This is a genomic window from Neisseria sp. 19428wB4_WF04, from assembly GCF_015235335.1.
Classification (GTDB): Bacteria; Pseudomonadota; Gammaproteobacteria; order Burkholderiales; family Neisseriaceae; genus Neisseria; species Neisseria musculi.
This window is the reverse complement of sequence record NZ_JADGLG010000007.1, coordinates 20,409-37,109: the sequence shown is the minus strand read 5'-3', so window position 1 is coordinate 37,109 and position 16,701 is coordinate 20,409. Positions and strand designations below refer to the sequence as shown.

Sequence of the window (16,701 nt, the reverse complement as noted above, 5' to 3'; positions counted from 1 at the left end):
ACTTCCACCGTCTTAATTGTCGTAACCGAGGGCGTGCCGGTATTGGCGCAGGCCGTTAGCACCAAGGCCGTCAATGCAAACGGCAGCTTGTTTATCTTGAGCAATGGCATTTTCTATTCCCTGTTTGTTCTTAATTTTTCGGCGTTCCACGTCGGCTTTCATGTTAAGTGCATTCTGCTCGACCTCGCCTTTGATACGGTTCACTTCGGCATCCAGTTGGCGGATTTGCTCCAGCTTCTCAGCATAAGCCTTGGCGGCAGCGGCTTTTTCTTCGGCGGCATCCAACTTCATTTGGTCGATAACCGTTTGCTGCTCGGCATGCGCAGCTTTAAAACCACTGTGATAAGCAACGCCTACCAACACCGCCAACACCACCACAAAAATAATTTCAGGCAGCCATTTCAGCAGCCATTTAATGACTTTCGCTTGCATTTTCCGCCTCCACTTCCTGCCGTTTTACCGACACCATCGCCCGCGCCACGGCATAGCCACCCACAATGCCCAAATACACCGCCCATATTTCGGGCGACGGGTCGGGCAACACTACAAATTTATATGTACCTGCCGCACAGGCTACGTTTGCCCACAGCTTGCTGTGGGATACCTTGCCCGTAGCAGGGTTTTTCAAAATATCCAACAGGGCCATCATTTCGCCTTTCTGCGGTTTCTCATCTTGCGTGCCGTGCGTTTGTTTGCCGCCACGCCCGATTTGCCGTAACGGATACTCGGGTGCTGTCGGCACAAGCGCACAGGTGGCGGCGCAACAATCGGTACGGCAGATAATGCAAGGCTATGAGCCAAGGCAATCAGCGTTTTTTTTGTCATGATTTGCGCCCCTTTTTACGGTTTCGCGCCTTACGCGCCGTACGCTTGGCAGCGGCAACGCCCGATTTGCCGTAGTTTGGCTTGGGGTATTCGCCAATCACACGCACACGCGGCAGCAGCATGGCCTTGCGCACGGTTTCGGCTTCGGTCGGTTCAGCGTTTTTAACCCCGCGCAAAAAGGCGGCGGCCGCTGCAAAAAGCCTTTTGAAAATGCCCATCAGAAACGCCCCCCATTCATCATCCGCACGGCGGCATGTTTCAAAAAGTCTCGATGCAGCGAAGTGAAATGACGGTTAGCCTTAACGTATGCGCCGATGTTCGCGCCGTAGTCGGCGAGCTTGTGCGCACAGCCGTCCGTTACCGCATGACGCAGGTTTAAGGCCACGCGGTTTACCCAACCACGCCCAAACGCATCAAAGGCTTTCAATTTGGTGTAAAACAACAAACGCTGGCCGTTGAATTTACGCACCAATTCGGAAATATCGGCGGCGCGTATGGCCGCTTTCGTTACCGGGCCGATAATGCCGTCATCTGCCACACCCAACGCCCGCTGCAAGAAACGGACGGCATTACCGCGCCCGTGATTGACGCAGGCATCAAAATACTGATAACCGATGGCAAAAGGCATATCCCCACAGCCGAAGCGTTCCCAAAACGCCTTGCGGTAAATTTCTTTTGCCTGATTGCGCGTCATCTCGCGCATTCGGCCTGAGTAGCCATTGGCGCGGGCAGTCGCTTTGGTAACGCCCCAATTTGTTTCGCCGCCCGCATCGCGCGGGTCGTTTGCATAACCGCCTTCATGGCCAAGTACGCGCTCGATGGCCGTATCAAATTCCCTCATAAAAAAAGCCCTTTAAACATGGTTTAAAAAATGTTTTACAGGGCTTCATCATAAAAAAAGGCCGTCTGAAAAACGGCTGCATCTATTTCATTCCAAAGCAAAAAGCCCCCGAACAAATCGGGGGCTGGGTGTTTTCAGGCGGCCTTAAATGAAACCAAGTGAGATAAATATATAGGGGTCTGTGAGATAAATGGGATTTGGCGGGTTTGAATGGGTTTGTGTGGGATGTTGGATTTGAAACATTATTGCACAGAGTGAAATAAAATGAACGGGCTGATTTCAAGCATCTAAGTCCACCAATTCATAATTAAAAAAGTGTGCCAGTTTGTTCATGATATCGATTGCTTGAATGTCATCAATAATGACCTCTATGCCTTCAAATCCAAGTACCATTGTGTGGTCGTCCTTAGAATTTCTATAAACGGTAACGCTGTTTTCATCATAATATGATTCGCAATGAACGGCGCGGCTTAGGTCTAATTCCGCCATTTTTATCCTTTCAACAAATTCACTTAAAACAATGCCGGCTGCGGGCTGGCTTCAATATCTGCCTGTTTGGCTATGTACCATATTTGGCGGTCGGTCAAATCGTATTCGACGGCGGTTTTGCGCACCGCTTCGGGCATGGAGTAGATGCCGTCGCCCATCGTTAACTCGTCAAGGCGGGCGCGGATTTGGCGGTTGCGCAGCTCGCGCAGGGCTTCTTGGCACTTCGGCACCCACAAAAACCGCTGCCGCCCGAAAATACGCCCGATTTTAAGCGCATTTTCTTCGCCGATTTCTTCGGCCAACTTGGCGTGCAGAATTTTACCGTTGCGGGTTTTGTTCATTCCCACCGGCAGGCTCGTTCCGCCCCAACGCTTAATCAGGCGGTAGGCGGCATCCGCCCCCACCACCTGAATCAAATCAACCGCACCGTCCGGGAGCAGATGACGCACGTCGTCAAAATCTTTTTCACTCAAGCTCCAAGCCATTTTATTCCCCCCTTTTCGGGTAAGCCAATATCGCTGCATTGATGCACACGGCAATAACTGCGGCGATAAAAGCCACTATCAAACATCGTGCCAAATGCCCGAAATCATTTTGCATAACGTAATGGACACCACATAAACAAAAACTGCACAAAAACAGAAAGCCCAATACGCTCCACATAATATTGATAACATCCTGCCTATCCATATCAAGCCTCTTTCTTTTTGCGGTTTGCCGCAATCTGCAACGCCGCCACCAACTTGTGCATATTGCCGTCTGAAAGCCATTCCACACGGTCAACCTTAAACATCCGCTTGGCCATCGCGTGTGCATAATTCCAATGCAGGCCGCCGTCGGCCAACAGGGCTTCGATTTTTCGCATCATCGGGTCTGCGCTCTGCCGTCTGCTTGGTCGATGGCCGTAGTTTTTATTGGTTGGCGCGAAGCCTTTGGTTTTCATTTCAGCCACAACCCGCTCCAACTCGCTCATATCCATCAGCGAGCAAGAATTTTTACCGGTTAAACGCACCAGCATCTCTCTGTAAGCGTCATCGCACATACCCATCTGCTTTTGGGCGATCTTGATTTTGGCAATCAGTTTTTTACAGTTATCAGGCTGCACGGCTTCGTCTCAAAAATACTATATGTTGTGTTATTTTATCATTTTTTATATTATTTACTACTATATTTTGTATTTTTATTTGGCATTTTAAAGGCGTAAAAAATCCCCGCTTTTTAGGGCGGGGATTAGTTTTTCAGACGGCCATTAATCGCGGGTATGTTGGTCTATCATTGCAGCATAGTCGGACAACACCAAAAGCAGATTGCCGCATTGCTCGGCATCATCGCCCGTTAGGCCGTTGCAGCTGCGGGCATTACCGTTGCTTGCCATCAGCAGCTTGCCCAAAAACTCCAAACCGTTAGCCAGTTGGTTTAAGCGGAACTCGTTGTTCATGGTTTAGCCCTCCAAGCCCAAGCTTTGTTGGGCACTTCTGCCGATTTGCGGATTGGGTTGATACTGCACGAAGCCCAAATCATTCAGCTTTTTCAGGCGGTAGGCAACCGCGCCCGGGTTTAAATCCATGAGCTTGCCGATTTCGGTCAGATTCAAGCCCATATTGCGGTAGCGCATCAGGCTGAGCATTTCCGGCACGGCCTGAAAATAAGCGTCTTCCAGCGCGTCGATACGGTGCAGGATGGCATCGGGCAGGGCTTTGGCCTGCTTTTCCATTTCGATGAAATAACGTCGGGCTTGACGGCCTTTTTCGTTGCGCTCCACCATGCAGAGTTCTTTGGCCATATCCAAAGATAACAAATAGTCTTTGCTTTCTGTCTGCCAGAATCCACGATTGCTCAAATTTGAGATTTCTCAAAAATCAATATCTTGCGTGAAAGAATAATCCGAGATGCGGCGTTTAATCCAATCTCTGAATTTTGTTTCTACGCCTAAAAATGCGTGCAAATCTTTGGCATTTACAAGTGATTGAGTTTGACCGTCTAGGCAGCCTGAAAGGGTGGGGATTAATTGAGTGTTCATTTCGCAGTCCTTTTTGAGAGGATTTATGAGAAGCCCATAATGGGCGGCCGAGTGCTCAAAACCGTACTACGAACGGCGGAGTTATTCCCCTTACGGGTATTGTATTCCTCGCACACTCGGCCATAAGGCTGTGACTCAGACGACCTGAGCAGGCCGTCTGAAATGATAGGCATAAAAAAGCCGCGCTATCGGGGCGTTATGAACCGCGTAGTAATCAAGGTGTTTTGAGCACCTAAAATTACAATACGGCAAACACGTAATAATTGCAACTGTTTTACAAAAAAACTTACTCAAAAAACCATCCGATCACATTGCCCACCAGCACCAAAGCCGCTTGATAGCGGGTATCCGTGCCTGTTGCGTAGTCGGTGTGGCAAAAAGGCTCAATAGCCGGATAATGCAATTGGTTCGTTTTAAGATACACAGGCTCCCGCCCGTGTTTTTCAACAAATGCCGCATAGGCGGCTTGCAGTTGTTTTTCCATATTAAAGCCCTATTACAAAGTGTTTTAATTATACTCAAAACCGAAAATTTAAGCGGACTTAATCCGTCCGCCAATACCTGTTCTCTTAAATACTTAACGACAGTATTCTCGCCAAGTATTTTGTGTGTATTCGTGCGAATAATTAGGGTCGGCTAAAAAATTCTTTACCCAAGTACCTTGTTGTTCATTGTATGTTTGTACAAATACAAATCTTCGGAACTGATCGCCAACCATATACTCACCGCATAAAATACTTTCATTGTCGCGATAATATTCTTGCAGGCTTCGCAACAAGGTTCCCCCCGCGTATTGTTTAGCATTGCTGATTAGAACCCCTTTGCTTGCACGGCGTGGTTCCCGCTCTTTTGGCTGTGCCACTTGCGGAGTGGTTTCAACGGTAACAGTATGACTGCTTTCCGTTTGCACCTGCTTTGGCTGTTCTATTCTTGATGCCGGTGTAGCTGGCTGTTGTGACTTTTGTTGTCTCAACATTTCACGCTGTAAAGCGATTTTTTCTCGCTCCAACTCAATTTCTTCGGCACTTTTCCCACAAGCAGATAAGCAGATTAAACTCAAAATAATTAAAAAGTTTTTATTCATAACGATTTCTCCATATTGCGTTCAAGTTTACGCGCTGATTTTAACCTGAACGGTTAAAAATATGAATAATCGGTATAGATAAACCCAAACTGAAGCAGACTTTTTTTAAATCTGCTTGGATTTGGGCTTTTCAAACAACCTGTCTGAAATCCTTAACAAGCTCGCCGTCCACAAAATAGGCTACATTGTATTCGGGGTGTTGGGCGGTTGGCTTGCCGTCGCCAAAATCTACCAGCAGATAACCGCCTTTCGCCCCTGTAATCACCCCGCGCCTGCCGAGGTATTCGACTTCCGTCCCGGGCTGTAAATAAGACATTTTGTAGGCATTGCGGATGTAATCCATTTCAGACGGCCTCTAATCCTGCCAGCCACCCAAATGCTCCACAAGCTCATTAAGCATGGCCGTTAACGATTCAGTCATGATGATTTGCGATGCAACCGTAAGGTCGGCAGCATTATCGGCTTGGCTATCGGCATTCTCTTGCACCACATCAAGATACTGGATGCGTTTCAACGTCAGATTTTCGGTCAACAAAAATGCGATCTCCTCGCGCCATATCAAGCCCAATTCGACTACATACAAACCATTGCGGGAATGCTGTACCACATCATCGGCAGTCAGGTCTTTTTTGCTGATTGTCACGCGCGGTGCAACATCGCCGACACCGCGTAAAGTAACATCGCAATCCAACTCAAACCCGCCTTGCGCTTGGCCGTTGAGCAGCCATTCAGTCATCAAACTAGCCGGCGATTGCTTGGTCGCAGGCAGTTTGACCTCCAGCCCGCCCAATGCCTCGCGCAGCTTGGTTAACAGGTTTTCCGCTTTGCTCGGTGTGGCACTGTCAACCAGCAGCCAGCCGTCCGTTAAGATGGCATGGGTGCGGCTGCTGCGGGTTAAGGCGCGGGGCAGCAGATCGTCGGTAATCTGTTCTTTGAGTTCCCGCTTCTCTCTTCGGCCAACATTGCGCGCTTCCGCCTTTTGGATTTTTTCGATTTTTTCGGCCAGCACATTATTAATCACGCCGGCGGGCAACACCTTCTCTTCGCGCTTGAGGCTGATTAAGTAATGGCCTTTGGCGTTAAACACAAAAAAATTATCAAACGGGGTAGGGATAGCAAAACCCTCGCTAAACCAATCCAAGCCGGCAGGCGGTGTGAATTGGGCATTACTTAGGCTTTCGTCTAGGTGTCTTTGTTCCGGCTTTTCAGGCAACCGATATGCCGTTAATTGCTTAAACCACATGATGTTTTTCCTTTTAATGAGTAGTAAATCCTTGGCATTTTGTAAAAAACTCAATCATCATAGGCAATATCTCATCTTTATCTGGAGAGTATCCAAAATACCAATTCCCCGGGGGCATCCAACTTTTCAACGCTTCCGCGCATTGCAAGGCTTTCTCTTCGGTAGCATCAATAGAATCATTTAAGTAATTTCTTCCCAACACATCACCCACAGCTGTTTCTTTCAACACAGCAAACCAAGTGCCATTGGGTATTCCAAAACTAAAGCAATCGCCTTTTGGATCAAATTCAACAGCCATATCATTTCCTTTTAAAAGGCGGGCAATGCCCGCCGACAAATCAATTAATCACGACCTTACTTAAATCCGGTTTAGTCTCCACAAAATCCATCAAAGCCTTGATAGAGTTTGCCGCCATTTGCGCTCGGGTCAACGTAACACCGCTTTGCATCGGCTTAAAATCGCCTTCGTAGCTTATTGATACGCCGGCCAAGCCGTCGCTCTGCATTTCATCGCGGATGATGATTGTGATTTCAGCCATCAGCCCACCTCCTGTTCGTTGACTTCAATCGCGAATTTTTCCGCGCCCTGTACGATGCTCAAACCCGCCACGGGGTTGGCTGCGAAAAAATCAGCTTCATTCAACACGGCGTCTTTGTTGATTTCGTGTTTTGTCCGCACGAATCGGGCGTACTTTTCGTCCGACTGCATCAGGGCGAGCACCGCGTCCACGCCGCGAACTTGGCATTTGGGCGGGTCGAAACGCCAGCGTATCGTGCCGGTGGTCAGGTTGCAGTATTTGACCTTGCCGTTGTCGGTCAGCATATCGCGGTTGGCCGTCGCCCATGCCAACACGCCTGCTTCGATGGCCTGCATCTCAGCGGTGATAGGGGCGATTTGCGCGTCGAGCTTTTCCTGCATTTCGGCCACGGTGTCGTTGTGGTCGGCTACCATGCGCGTTGCCTCGCGGCTTAAATCGCCATAGCGTTTGATGTGTTCGACCGCTTCGTCGCGGGTTTGGATACCCACCGTGAAGGCGGGGGTGTTATATCGTTTTTTTCTTGCCATTTCGTTTTCCTTTCTTTTATTCATAGTCTTTTTCAAAAAATTCGCTCACATCCGGCTGCTTAGGCCAATTTTCCACACAACCCTCCGCATTGATTTTTAGGTTGATATAATCGCCGTAATCTCCGGGGATTAAGCGGTTGGGCACATATTCATGTTCAAGCCGCGCTATATGGTTCATATCTTTGTCGAGCAGGGTATATGTGCCGCTGTCGCTTAACTTATCGGCAATGCGGACGGGCACATTACCCTGCCACCCCACAACGCGGCCTGTATCAATCTCAATCAAGATTTCAAAATCTCCGCCGTCTTGCAGCAAAAAATCGGGTACGGTTTCTGCGGATTCTTCATCAAGTGCGGCGTTGATACGCACGGCGTAAACTTCAATTTCAACGGGTTTTAAAACTTCGATTTTCATGATCATTTCCTTTCATTTTCTGTAACAGTTTTCGGGTAACGGTTACGCCTGCAAGGCCGTATTGTTTCGCCAGTTCTTCAAATTCAAGACGGTGTTTTTCCAAAAACTCCGCCAACAGGGTTTTTTCAAAATCGTCCAAATAAACACGCTTGTTATTCACATCTCTTACCTTTCTGCCTTTCAGCATAAATACGCTTACATTCTTCCACCGACCGGATGCGCGGTGGGTACATCCAATTTCTGTTTGAGCACGGGGCTTTTGCCAGTATTGCGTTGATTCTGCCCAGCGCGGCTTGTGCGGCGGCTTTTTCCTTTTCAGACGGCCTGTGCCGATGCTCGAGTTTCAGCCGCTCGGGGCGTGGCGGCAGGCAGCCCAGCAGGTCGCGCGGGGCAGGCCAGCGGTCGGCTTGGGCGGCCAGCACCGCAAAGGCCTGATTGATACGCGGTATATCCTGTTCTGCGTCCCATGCTTTGCCTGCGGCCAATGCCACACTCCACGCCTGCGCCGTGGCCTGCACGGTATCGGCGGCGGGCGTACCCGGCAGACGCAGGGCGAGTATCAGGGTTAAGCCGTCGATAACGGCGTTGTGCAGACTTGCGGGCAACTCTCTCATGATTGGCCTCCTTTCTTGGTTGCCTGCAGCGCAGCGGCTGCGGTTAGGGTTTGGCTGGGCTTGGCAGCCGGTGCGGCGGTCGGTTTTGCTGTTGCGACAGCCACAGGCAGATTGGCGGGCTGCCACTTGCTGATAATCTCGTAGAGATAACCGTGTGATTTCAGCGGCGGTTTCAGACGACCCGCATCCCGCGCATCAATGGCCGTCTGAAAACCATGCAGCCAAGCCTCGGGCGGAGCGGGATAAACCACTCCGTCGCGGCTGATTTGCCCGGCCTTAATGTCCGGCAGCAACTCGCCGAGCAGCTTGGCGGTGCGGGCAAAGGTCAGTTGGCTTTTCGCCGGCCGAAACAAGCCCACATAGCGCACCGCCGCTTTGCCGATGGCGGCGTCAAACTCCAACACCGCCTTAACCAAATCCGCCGCGCCGTCGTTGCCGATCAGGCTGTCGAGGCTGTGGACTGCGCCGCAGTTGGGGCATTTGGTGTTCACGTTATCTTCTCCGCGATTTTGGCGATAAACGTAATCGACATTGATAATGAAAAAAAGGCATACAGATACAAAGAGATACGCTCCTGCCTGTCATCTGTACCCCAAGCACGGAAGAAAATCCCGCCGAATATGGCCGCGTGCATCATTGCTAAAACCAACTCAAACATTTTTTATCTCGCTTTCTTTAAAACTTCTTCTACCGCGCTATGCAACCACTCGCGGGCATCTGCTTTCGCCCCCCGTTTTGCCTGCATCAGGGTCTTTTTTACAGGTTTGGTAAAATTTCCATTCTTCGCGCAGATTCTTAATTGCTTCTTTCATTTTCAGACGGCCTCCTTTAAAAACGTTATCCAATGGGTTTGCGTTTGGTTTTTCTTGTGCTTCATACTCACATGCCCGAATAGTGGCTTTTGGTCGGTCAAGGCCAGTATTTCGTGTACTCTGATTTGGTTTTCGTTCCACTTAAAAATCAGTACGCCATCAGGTTTGAGCACCCTGAAGCACTCGGCAAAACCTTTCCGTATATCGTCTTGCCACCCCCCGCCCAATACGCCGTATTTCTTGGCCAACCACGATTTCTCGCCCGCATGAATCAGGTGCGGCGGGTCGAAAACCACCACCGGAAAAGTGTTATCGGGAAATGGCAGGGCGGTAAAATCCAACCGAACGTCGGGGGATATTTCTAGTTTCCGCAAATAGTGGCGGTCTTTAAGCAGATGTTGCTCGTGGCGTTTATCGCCGAACACCACGCGCTCGTCTTCTTTGTCGAAAAACATCATCTTGCTGCCGCAGCAAGGGTCTAAAACTTTCATTTCACACGGTCTCCTTTGCCCGCTCTTTCCAACCAATCCACGCGTAATCGATGCTCACGTCTTCATAGCCGCCGTCGTCAGGATTGCGGGCGAGGCGGTCGCCGTTATTCAATCGGCACATCCACGCTTCAAACTTCGCCCGCTCCGCCGCTTCGGGGTCGTGTTTGCATACGCTTACCCCGCTGCATTCTTCAAAAGCCAAGTCGATGGCTTCGCGTACCGTCGGTGCGATCGCAACAAAGCAGGTTTTTTCGCACATCTGCACGGTTACGGTAGGGTGTTCCCCATCGCTCTTGTCAATTGCAAAGCCGCCTAAATCTTCCAACCACTCAAGGCGTTTTTGGTCGTACAAATCGCGGGTTTCCAAGCGCATAATGCACAAGGCCGCTTCGTTTAACAGCAGGTTTAAATGCACCGGCGTTTGCGTGTCTTCTGCCGCGCGAATCAGATCGTCTGTTAATCTGTTCATTTTTATGTTTCCTTATATTTCAATAGGTTATGAATTTGCAAGGCAAAAAAATTATTGCCCGATAAGTTTTTGCACCGTCAACCAGCCCAAATACCCGCCCAATGTTGCAGCCGACCAGCACATCACTACCGCAGCCAGCCACGCCTTAATAAGCCATAAGGCCGTCTGATTTTTTTTGCTCATATTCCGCTCCCGTAATAATGGCGTTCTCGCCGTAAAGTTGTTTGATTTGCCTGATTGCCGCTTGCAGCCGCCCGTGTTTGGTGTGCGGGCTGTACAGATTGTGATAAATCCGCTGCCGCCTGCGGTGCTGGCCGTATGCCTGCCAGTCTTGGTTGCGCCGTCGGTGGCTATTCATATACCACCCCGCGCATTCTTTCTTCGTCGCTCATGCGCTCGTAGATTTTTTCGAGCTCAAGCACGGCAAAGTCGGCTAAATCCTGTTGCTCGCGTACCACCCGCTGTGCAGGTGTTTCATTTTGATAGATGCCGTAGGCGGGTCTAGCTTCGGTGCATCTGTTGGCACAGGCGGTAACAACAATCACAATCGCCGGTATCATCAACAAATGCCTTAATTTGATGTTTTGCATTTTTAAATCCCTTTTTTTAAGGGAGCTTTAACAACAACTTTCCCTGCGTTATTTTTTGCAACTAAAATCTCCATCCCCTCGTCTTCCTGACCGGGGTAGCCGGTCAAACAGTATGTGTTACCCAAAAATTCAAACACTCCGTTTCGGATGGTTCTTTTTTCCCAATTTAATCGCTTACTCATCTTAATTTCCTTTATTTTCAATAACTTATAAAAACCAAAAGGCAAAAAATATATAGCCGTATCAATGGCTTGGCTATTTTTCAGGCCGTTTGGGGCAGTTTTGGCACACCCGCCAATGCTGCATTTTTGCGGGGTTGTGCGTCGGTGCGGGCGCATGGGCATAATCGCGGCACTCTTGTAAAGTAATCACCGATTCCTTAAACGGGCATTCGGTATTGGTGTACACCAACATCACCTTGTGTGCGACCGCATCGGTTTTTCCCGCATACTTGCCGTTGAGTATCAAGCTCACGGTGGTTTGGCTGTATCCGATTTTTTCCGCTACTTTTCTGCGGCTGCTCAACTTTACTTCGCGCTCCAAAATGCCAAACCATTCATCATTCATGTATTGTTTATTCATAATCAGGTACTTCCCGTAGTGTGATTTTGTCGAGGTTGGGGTCGTAAATCTCCGTTACCGCCAACAGTTGCGGCGCTTCCGCCCCCGTGTTTTTAATCAGCAGGTATTCAAGGTTTTCGGCTTGCCTTAAATAGCCTGCTTGGGTTAGCGCGGTCAGGTATTGTTTCATATGCACCTTTGCCACCCTGTGCGTCATATTGACATGGCTGTGCAGTCTATCGAGGCTGAAGCGGTTTAATATCTTGATGCTGCGCCACAATGCCTCGGTTACGCTGCCTTTTCCCGCGCTGCCGTCTTTATTGAGATACGGAGCGTCGCGCGGCACGGCTCCTTCTTTCAGGGCGTAGGCCGAGCTGTTGCGGAAACGGCTGCCTCGTGATGCCTTGATAAACCCGCCTTTAAACAGTTTGTACATATAGACATTGGCCGTCTGAAACGGAATGCCTGCCTTTTCCGCCACTTGGTTTACGGTTAAAAACCGGTGGCGGTTGGCCTGCAAAACATCCCACACCGCCTGCCGCACATTGCGCGGCTTGCTCAATTCCACGCTAATCATAATTTCATCCCCCGTTTGGGTGCTTCACCCACATAAAAATCAAAACCCTTCAAGCCTTTAATATCGGCCAGCCCGATTTCATCAAAGCCCAGCGTGTCGGCTTGGCTTTCCAAGTTGGCCAAGTTGACCGTTACGCGGCGCACCGAACCGTGCGAAATCTCCACCAAATGCGCCAGCAGATCGGGCTTGATTTTGACTGACGGCGCATGTATCGCCGCCAGCTGCTCCGCATCGGCCATGCTCACCGGCTGCGCGCCTATCCATGCCAACACGCGGTTGTGGAAGCGTTCGTATTTCTTCAGCTTGGCGGGCAGCTGCTCTTCGCCGACCAGCATCACGGGTGCTTGGCTGCCTTCGTATATATCGCGCACCAGCTCTACCATACCCGCCTTGGTCACTAAATAATCCGCTTCATCTAAAATCAGCGGGCGTTGGCTGGCCGCCAGTTGTTCGCAGATTTGGTCTAGGCAGCCTGCCGTGGTTTTGGCGGGGGGGATGCCCATTTCAAAGCAGATTTTTTCGAGCAGGGTTTTCTTTGCCCACGCGCTGCGCAGTTGCACATAATAGGCGCGGGTTTCGTTGGCCACCGCCACCATCGCCGTTGTCTTCCCGAAACCGCTGGGGCCGTACAGCACCCCCAAGCCCGGCAGGCCGTCTTTCCGCCCCACCAAACGCTGCATTGCTACCGATGCCAAAGATAAGTTGTTGATATTCGCTATTTTCATGGTTTTAAATTCCGTATTTTCGTACCTGTTTAACTTGTGTTTAAACGGCGGTTTAAAGGCCGTCTGAAAAAACCGCTTTTGGCATTTTATTGCGCGGTTCGGCTTGTCCGTCGCAACACTTCGCGCTCAAAAAAGCGCATCAGCCGACGGTGTTTTTGCGTTTTGGCCATGCGCAATGCCAGCCATTTCGGTGTCGTACTCATGGTTTTCATCATTACCCCTTTCTTGTTAACTGACTGCCTGTCTGTTCATAAACGACTTATATTCCGCGCTGTTCGGATAACGCCGCACCCAAACTGCCGCCCGCTCGGGCAGGCTGTCGGAATCTTTTATCCGTTGATACAGCTCGAAACGCTCGGCGGGCGTTTCGGGAACCGTCCAGCCCGTATCCGCTTTGGCTTGCACCGCCTGCACCGTTTCCGGCTCTTGCTGTTGCATCCGCTGCGCCAGCATCTGTTCGTGCTGCTGCCGCGCTTGTTCCAAATTGATGTTCAGGCCACCGATATTCATGGTTTCCTGTTGCCCGATGCCTGCCACGCCTTTTTCGGCCAAAACGTTCTCACGTTTCAAATCCAAACGTTTCAAGGCTTGGTCGGCGCGGTTTTCTGCTGACTGCTCTATAAAGCTTTTCGGCATATAATCGGTAGAATTTCCGTTCCACTCGGCCTTGCAAATCAGACGGCCTACATCGTCATATACCCATACCCATTGGGCATCGGTTACGTCATAAGCCACCCGCACCCGCTGGCCGTGGAACTCTTCTAGAACCCCGCTGAAGTAGGTGTTGTTCAATATCGAAACCTGCCCGCGCGATACGCTGCGCATCTCCTGCGGGCGGAACAGCCAGCCTTCGTCTTCAGCCGTTACCCTTAACGGTTCGCCGTGTTTGGCTACGCCCAACGCCCACATCTCGTTAGGGGTCATAAAGCGCATTTTTCCCGTTTCAGGGTCGGTAAATTTCGGCAGCGAGCGGTGCGGCTTGTTGTTGTAGGCATCGATTACTGCTTCAACATAGGCTTTGAAGTCGTCCCACAGCATTACGGGGGCATTCACAATCTTGCCTTGCAGCTTGATTTCCTTTCTGCTCCAATGAAACATTTTTTTCCGTGCTTCCGCGTCCATGTCTTTGCCCACATAAGTGGGCAAAAACTTGGCCGCTTTGGTAAAAATGTTGTGGCTGCGTTCGGATGCGCCCTTGGCTTGCGAGTTGTAAGCGCGGGAGTGGCTCATCGTAATGCCCAGCCTGCCTAGTACACCCGTGGCTTCGTCCGTCATCATCACGTTTTCAAAGCCTTTTCCCCAGTCCACATACCAAATGGCGGGAATCGCCGTTTTGCAGGCATGGCTTAAGGCTTCCAGCACCGTCAATCGGCTTTCCGCCAAGCCCACGCTCCAACCTACGCACCGCCGCGTGTGAATATCCACCACCGTTGTGATTTCGGGGCGGAACGGCCTGCCGCTGCGCGGATTCAGCACTTCCGCATCAAAGGTGTGGCCGTCTGCGGTGTAGATGTCGGCGGGTTTCAGGTTCAGGAAATCCCGTGTTTTGTGCGGCAGAATGTTCTTAAGCTCGCGCTTGCCCATTCGTCCGTCCTGCAAGGCCACCGCGCCGCACTTGTCCATCGCCCGCCGTACCGCGTGTATGCTCGGAGCAACCCTGTCGGGGTATTCTTCGCGCATCACCGCACAAAACAGTTCGTAGGCCATCACCACCGTCAGCTTTTGCGGTTGGCGGTAACATTTCAAAAACAAGGGCAGCCAGTAGGGCATTTCCATGTTTTTTTGCACAACCTTGGGAGCAAGGCTGTTTTGTTCCCGCGCTGCAAACCAGCGTTTGATGGTACGGCTGCTCGGCAACTTCAAACTGCCTGCGCCCCGCTCGTCCAATGCCAGCGCAAAGGTTTTGGCAACATGGGCAAACTGCGGCAACCGCGCCTGAGTGAGCAGCGTCGTAATCGCTGCATCCTTGCCGACTTTCGATTCTTCCATCAGCTTTTCCACCGCCTTCAACACCGCCAGCCTCGCCCCTTCGCGGGTGCGCTGGGCTTCAGTAGTGTTGTCGTAACGCATCTCTGTTGATACTGCCGTGCTCGGCTGGGCAACCGTCGGTACCGGCGGCAGTTCGGCAAGCACCTTCTCCGTCTGCCGTTGTCGGATTTGCTCCAGCACTTCTGGCGGCGGGGTGTACTCGCGGCGTTTGCCGTTTTTTCCGCCTTGGCAGGACACTTCAACAAAAGACCAATTTTCTCGAATAGCTACATTTTGTATCGTGCGTGCCGTTTTATTTGTGAAAATTTCCAAGTTCATTTTAAAAAGCTCGGAAATTGAATAATGCGCTTTCATGCTGCCGATTCCTTATATAAGTGTGCGTAGCGCGGTCGGATGCGCTTGCCGTCTTTCGTCCACCGCTCAGGCCACAACTCATGAAGTTTTTTACCCATTACCGCCGCAATGGCTTTTTCTCCCGTAGGATTAGGCCGTCTCAAGGCGGAGCGCACATTACTTTCAGCAATATTGTGAATCCTTGCTACATCGGCCAATGTATAGCCGGACATACGCAATTTCGCCTTAATTAATTCAGGGTGCATACGTTTTCCTTTCTTGTAAAAACCGTTTAATCGGCCGCCCGATTGGTTTCAGACGGCCTGTTAAACAGCCTTCTCATAAAAGACCGTTTGTCTGCGTTTTTTCGGCGTTTTTCCAAATTGTTAAAGAACAGAAACAAACGGGTTATAATGCTTTTAAAATTGCCGTTCGTTGTTTTTAATGATTATAAAGCTTGGAAAATATTTCGCAACTAATTTTCCAAGATTTTTTCTCAGCTTTTTATTAAATATTTGATTTTATTTAATATTAAGTTTCTAAGATTTTTTCCATGCTTTACAACGGAACTTGGAAAGTTATGAATGCAAAATTTAGCGTTTCTGAAATAGAAAATTTGGTGTCGACATTTAACTTACGCAGCCTGCCCAATACTGGACGGGCGATTCAATACCGCGCACAAAATGAAAATTGGCCATTTGATGAGGTACCGTCTCAAGGTGGGAAAAAAGGTATAAAAAGAATTTATCCTTTGCCTAGATATGTTATTGATGAATTAGAAGAAAAAGACTTGCTACATCTAATTGAAGATAGCAACAATACGCCGCAAGGCGGGATTGTTCCATCTGAAAGCTATATATATAGTCAAAGCACCCCGAAGCCCGCAGCAAGAATCAAAGAAACCCCCGCTTCCTATTCCGTTGATTCCATTCCTGTGGGCATGGATAATCTGATTAAAAACTATAAGGCATGGGCTTCCAGCCAAGATACCGAGAATATTGTTCCTGTGCGCTATCATGTGAATGTGTACGGCAGCGCAGGCAATGGCGTGATCGCGTGGGATGAAGAAGAAACAGAGGCAATGTGGTTTAGGGCTTCATTTTTCAATCACTTAGGCGTAAATCCGAATCGCTGCTTCTGTACTCGAGTTAAGGGAGATAGCATGTTTCCGACCTTGATAGACTTGGGTACAGCCTTGTGGTACGCAACAGCCAAATACACCGAAGAAGGAATTTACCTTTTTCGCCAATACGATGAAATCCGCATCAAACGCCTGCAACGCCTGAATGCACATACCTTTAATATAATCAGCGATAACGCCAATAAGGTTATATATCCCAATACTGAGCTGGATTTATCCCAAGCCGAGCCGCACGACTTCGAGATACTCGGACGCTATTTATGGAGTTGCGGCATAGCAAAATAATCGGATTTGATAATTCCCCGTTTATTCCATGACAAAAAACGCGCAAAAATGATTGAAATATGCTCATTTTTGCGCGTTTTTTTGCGTTTTTGATTTTCGCCTGTTTTGGGCGTTATTTTTTGTTTTATATG

At 49.8% G+C, this 16,701-nt stretch carries 31 protein-coding genes and 2 pseudogenes; 1 reads left to right on the top strand and 32 read right to left on the bottom strand.

Annotated elements, in window-relative coordinates:
* Window positions 1-12 precede the first annotated feature (12 nt).
* The 32 genes and pseudogenes from IR141_RS03090 to IR141_RS02940 form a co-directional block, all read right to left on the bottom strand.
* The gene (locus tag IR141_RS03090) at window positions 13-432 is read right to left on the bottom strand and encodes a hypothetical protein (RefSeq protein ID WP_135034212.1); all 420 of its coding nucleotides are present in this window, start codon (window positions 430-432) and stop codon (window positions 13-15) included.
* Complete coding sequence (locus tag IR141_RS03085; RefSeq protein WP_135034244.1) at window positions 413-646, bottom strand: hypothetical protein; 234 nt, start codon at window positions 644-646, stop codon at window positions 413-415. The genes IR141_RS03090 and IR141_RS03085 overlap by 20 nt, the downstream gene beginning before the upstream one ends.
* 175 nt (window positions 647-821) lie before the next feature.
* On the bottom strand, window positions 822-1,043 hold the full coding sequence (locus IR141_RS03080) for a hypothetical protein (RefSeq protein WP_135034210.1): 222 nt from the start codon (window positions 1,041-1,043) through the stop codon (window positions 822-824).
* A 143-nt stretch (window positions 1,044-1,186) separates the two neighbouring features.
* Window positions 1,187-1,666, bottom strand: a pseudogene (locus IR141_RS03075) (glycoside hydrolase family 108 protein); the annotation flags it as partial.
* A 279-nt stretch (window positions 1,667-1,945) separates the two neighbouring features.
* Window positions 1,946-2,155, bottom strand: coding sequence for a hypothetical protein (locus tag IR141_RS03070; protein ID WP_135034208.1), 210 nt, complete (start codon window positions 2,153-2,155; stop codon window positions 1,946-1,948).
* A gap of 23 nt (window positions 2,156-2,178) precedes the next feature.
* A complete protein-coding gene (locus IR141_RS03065; protein ID WP_167743008.1) occupies window positions 2,179-2,640 on the bottom strand; it encodes a Mor transcription activator family protein in 462 nt (153 codons plus the stop codon).
* 206 nt (window positions 2,641-2,846) lie between these two features.
* The gene (locus IR141_RS03060; RefSeq protein ID WP_228068143.1) at window positions 2,847-3,197 is read right to left on the bottom strand and encodes a gp16 family protein; all 351 of its coding nucleotides are present in this window, start codon (window positions 3,195-3,197) and stop codon (window positions 2,847-2,849) included.
* A 207-nt stretch (window positions 3,198-3,404) separates the two neighbouring features.
* Window positions 3,405-3,593, bottom strand: coding sequence for a DNA polymerase III (locus tag IR141_RS03055; protein WP_135034206.1), 189 nt, complete (start codon window positions 3,591-3,593; stop codon window positions 3,405-3,407).
* Window positions 3,594-3,596: 3 nt separating this feature from the next.
* Window positions 3,597-4,175 (bottom strand): annotated as a pseudogene (locus IR141_RS03050) (antA/AntB antirepressor family protein).
* A 286-nt stretch (window positions 4,176-4,461) separates the two neighbouring features.
* Window positions 4,462-4,659 carry a hypothetical protein gene (locus IR141_RS03045; protein ID WP_135033482.1) on the bottom strand — a complete coding sequence of 66 codons (198 nt, stop codon included), beginning with the start codon at window positions 4,657-4,659 and terminating at the stop codon, window positions 4,462-4,464.
* A gap of 93 nt (window positions 4,660-4,752) precedes the next feature.
* Entirely contained in the window at window positions 4,753-5,259 is a 507-nt protein-coding gene (locus IR141_RS03040; RefSeq protein ID WP_135034205.1) for a hypothetical protein, read from the bottom strand.
* A gap of 130 nt (window positions 5,260-5,389) precedes the next feature.
* Window positions 5,390-5,602: a hypothetical protein gene (locus IR141_RS03035; protein ID WP_135034204.1), complete on the bottom strand. Its 213-nt coding sequence runs from the start codon at window positions 5,600-5,602 to the stop codon at window positions 5,390-5,392.
* 12 nt (window positions 5,603-5,614) lie between these two features.
* The gene (locus tag IR141_RS03030; protein ID WP_135034242.1) at window positions 5,615-6,502 is read right to left on the bottom strand and encodes a recombination-associated protein RdgC; all 888 of its coding nucleotides are present in this window, start codon (window positions 6,500-6,502) and stop codon (window positions 5,615-5,617) included.
* A gap of 13 nt (window positions 6,503-6,515) precedes the next feature.
* The gene (locus tag IR141_RS03025) at window positions 6,516-6,800 is read right to left on the bottom strand and encodes a hypothetical protein (RefSeq protein WP_135034203.1); all 285 of its coding nucleotides are present in this window, start codon (window positions 6,798-6,800) and stop codon (window positions 6,516-6,518) included.
* A 40-nt stretch (window positions 6,801-6,840) separates the two neighbouring features.
* The gene (locus IR141_RS03020) at window positions 6,841-7,041 is read right to left on the bottom strand and encodes a hypothetical protein (protein WP_135034202.1); all 201 of its coding nucleotides are present in this window, start codon (window positions 7,039-7,041) and stop codon (window positions 6,841-6,843) included.
* Complete coding sequence (locus tag IR141_RS03015) at window positions 7,041-7,568, bottom strand: host-nuclease inhibitor Gam family protein (RefSeq protein ID WP_167743006.1); 528 nt, start codon at window positions 7,566-7,568, stop codon at window positions 7,041-7,043. The genes IR141_RS03020 and IR141_RS03015 overlap by 1 nt, the downstream gene beginning before the upstream one ends.
* 16 nt (window positions 7,569-7,584) lie before the next feature.
* The gene (locus IR141_RS03010) at window positions 7,585-7,983 is read right to left on the bottom strand and encodes a hypothetical protein (protein ID WP_135034200.1); all 399 of its coding nucleotides are present in this window, start codon (window positions 7,981-7,983) and stop codon (window positions 7,585-7,587) included.
* Window positions 7,955-8,143, bottom strand: coding sequence for a hypothetical protein (locus IR141_RS03005; protein ID WP_135034199.1), 189 nt, complete (start codon window positions 8,141-8,143; stop codon window positions 7,955-7,957). Before IR141_RS03005 ends, IR141_RS03010 begins: the two co-directional genes overlap by 29 nt.
* Entirely contained in the window at window positions 8,136-8,597 is a 462-nt protein-coding gene (locus tag IR141_RS03000) for a hypothetical protein (RefSeq protein WP_135034198.1), read from the bottom strand. Before IR141_RS03000 ends, IR141_RS03005 begins: the two co-directional genes overlap by 8 nt.
* Window positions 8,594-9,088: a hypothetical protein gene (locus IR141_RS02995; protein ID WP_135034197.1), complete on the bottom strand. Its 495-nt coding sequence runs from the start codon at window positions 9,086-9,088 to the stop codon at window positions 8,594-8,596. The genes IR141_RS03000 and IR141_RS02995 overlap by 4 nt, the downstream gene beginning before the upstream one ends.
* Window positions 9,085-9,255 carry a hypothetical protein gene (locus tag IR141_RS02990; protein WP_167743004.1) on the bottom strand — a complete coding sequence of 57 codons (171 nt, stop codon included), beginning with the start codon at window positions 9,253-9,255 and terminating at the stop codon, window positions 9,085-9,087. Before IR141_RS02990 ends, IR141_RS02995 begins: the two co-directional genes overlap by 4 nt.
* A 156-nt stretch (window positions 9,256-9,411) precedes the next feature.
* A complete protein-coding gene (locus IR141_RS02985) occupies window positions 9,412-9,900 on the bottom strand; it encodes a class I SAM-dependent methyltransferase (RefSeq protein WP_135033325.1) in 489 nt (162 codons plus the stop codon).
* Window position 9,901: 1 nt separating this feature from the next.
* Window positions 9,902-10,369, bottom strand: a complete 468-nt coding sequence (locus IR141_RS02980; protein WP_135034196.1) for a hypothetical protein — start codon at window positions 10,367-10,369, stop codon at window positions 9,902-9,904.
* A 145-nt stretch (window positions 10,370-10,514) separates the two neighbouring features.
* Complete coding sequence (locus IR141_RS02975) at window positions 10,515-10,727, bottom strand: hypothetical protein (RefSeq protein ID WP_135034195.1); 213 nt, start codon at window positions 10,725-10,727, stop codon at window positions 10,515-10,517.
* Complete coding sequence (locus tag IR141_RS02970) at window positions 10,720-10,959, bottom strand: hypothetical protein (RefSeq protein ID WP_135033430.1); 240 nt, start codon at window positions 10,957-10,959, stop codon at window positions 10,720-10,722. Before IR141_RS02970 ends, IR141_RS02975 begins: the two co-directional genes overlap by 8 nt.
* Before the next feature lie 2 nt (window positions 10,960-10,961).
* The gene (locus IR141_RS02965) at window positions 10,962-11,141 is read right to left on the bottom strand and encodes a hypothetical protein (RefSeq protein ID WP_135034194.1); all 180 of its coding nucleotides are present in this window, start codon (window positions 11,139-11,141) and stop codon (window positions 10,962-10,964) included.
* 73 nt (window positions 11,142-11,214) lie between these two features.
* A complete protein-coding gene (locus IR141_RS02960) occupies window positions 11,215-11,541 on the bottom strand; it encodes a helix-turn-helix transcriptional regulator (protein ID WP_228068142.1) in 327 nt (108 codons plus the stop codon).
* Window positions 11,534-12,097, bottom strand: a complete 564-nt coding sequence (locus IR141_RS02955; RefSeq protein ID WP_135034193.1) for a hypothetical protein — start codon at window positions 12,095-12,097, stop codon at window positions 11,534-11,536. Before IR141_RS02955 ends, IR141_RS02960 begins: the two co-directional genes overlap by 8 nt.
* A complete protein-coding gene (locus tag IR141_RS02950) occupies window positions 12,094-12,822 on the bottom strand; it encodes an AAA family ATPase (protein WP_135034192.1) in 729 nt (242 codons plus the stop codon). Before IR141_RS02950 ends, IR141_RS02955 begins: the two co-directional genes overlap by 4 nt.
* Window positions 12,823-12,908: 86 nt before the next feature.
* Window positions 12,909-13,037, bottom strand: a complete 129-nt coding sequence (locus IR141_RS13760) for a hypothetical protein (protein ID WP_255518785.1) — start codon at window positions 13,035-13,037, stop codon at window positions 12,909-12,911.
* A gap of 13 nt (window positions 13,038-13,050) precedes the next feature.
* Window positions 13,051-15,165: a Mu transposase C-terminal domain-containing protein gene (locus tag IR141_RS02945; protein WP_135034191.1), complete on the bottom strand. Its 2,115-nt coding sequence runs from the start codon at window positions 15,163-15,165 to the stop codon at window positions 13,051-13,053.
* Window positions 15,162-15,410 (bottom strand): helix-turn-helix domain-containing protein, encoded by a 249-nt coding sequence (locus IR141_RS02940; protein WP_135034190.1) that lies wholly within the window; start codon window positions 15,408-15,410, stop codon window positions 15,162-15,164. The genes IR141_RS02945 and IR141_RS02940 overlap by 4 nt, the downstream gene beginning before the upstream one ends.
* A gap of 314 nt (window positions 15,411-15,724) precedes the next feature.
* Here IR141_RS02940 and IR141_RS02935 point away from each other — a divergent pair, with 314 nt between their 5' ends.
* Entirely contained in the window at window positions 15,725-16,570 is an 846-nt protein-coding gene (locus tag IR141_RS02935; RefSeq protein ID WP_135034189.1) for a S24 family peptidase, read from the top strand.
* The last annotated feature ends 131 nt before the right edge of the window (window positions 16,571-16,701 follow it).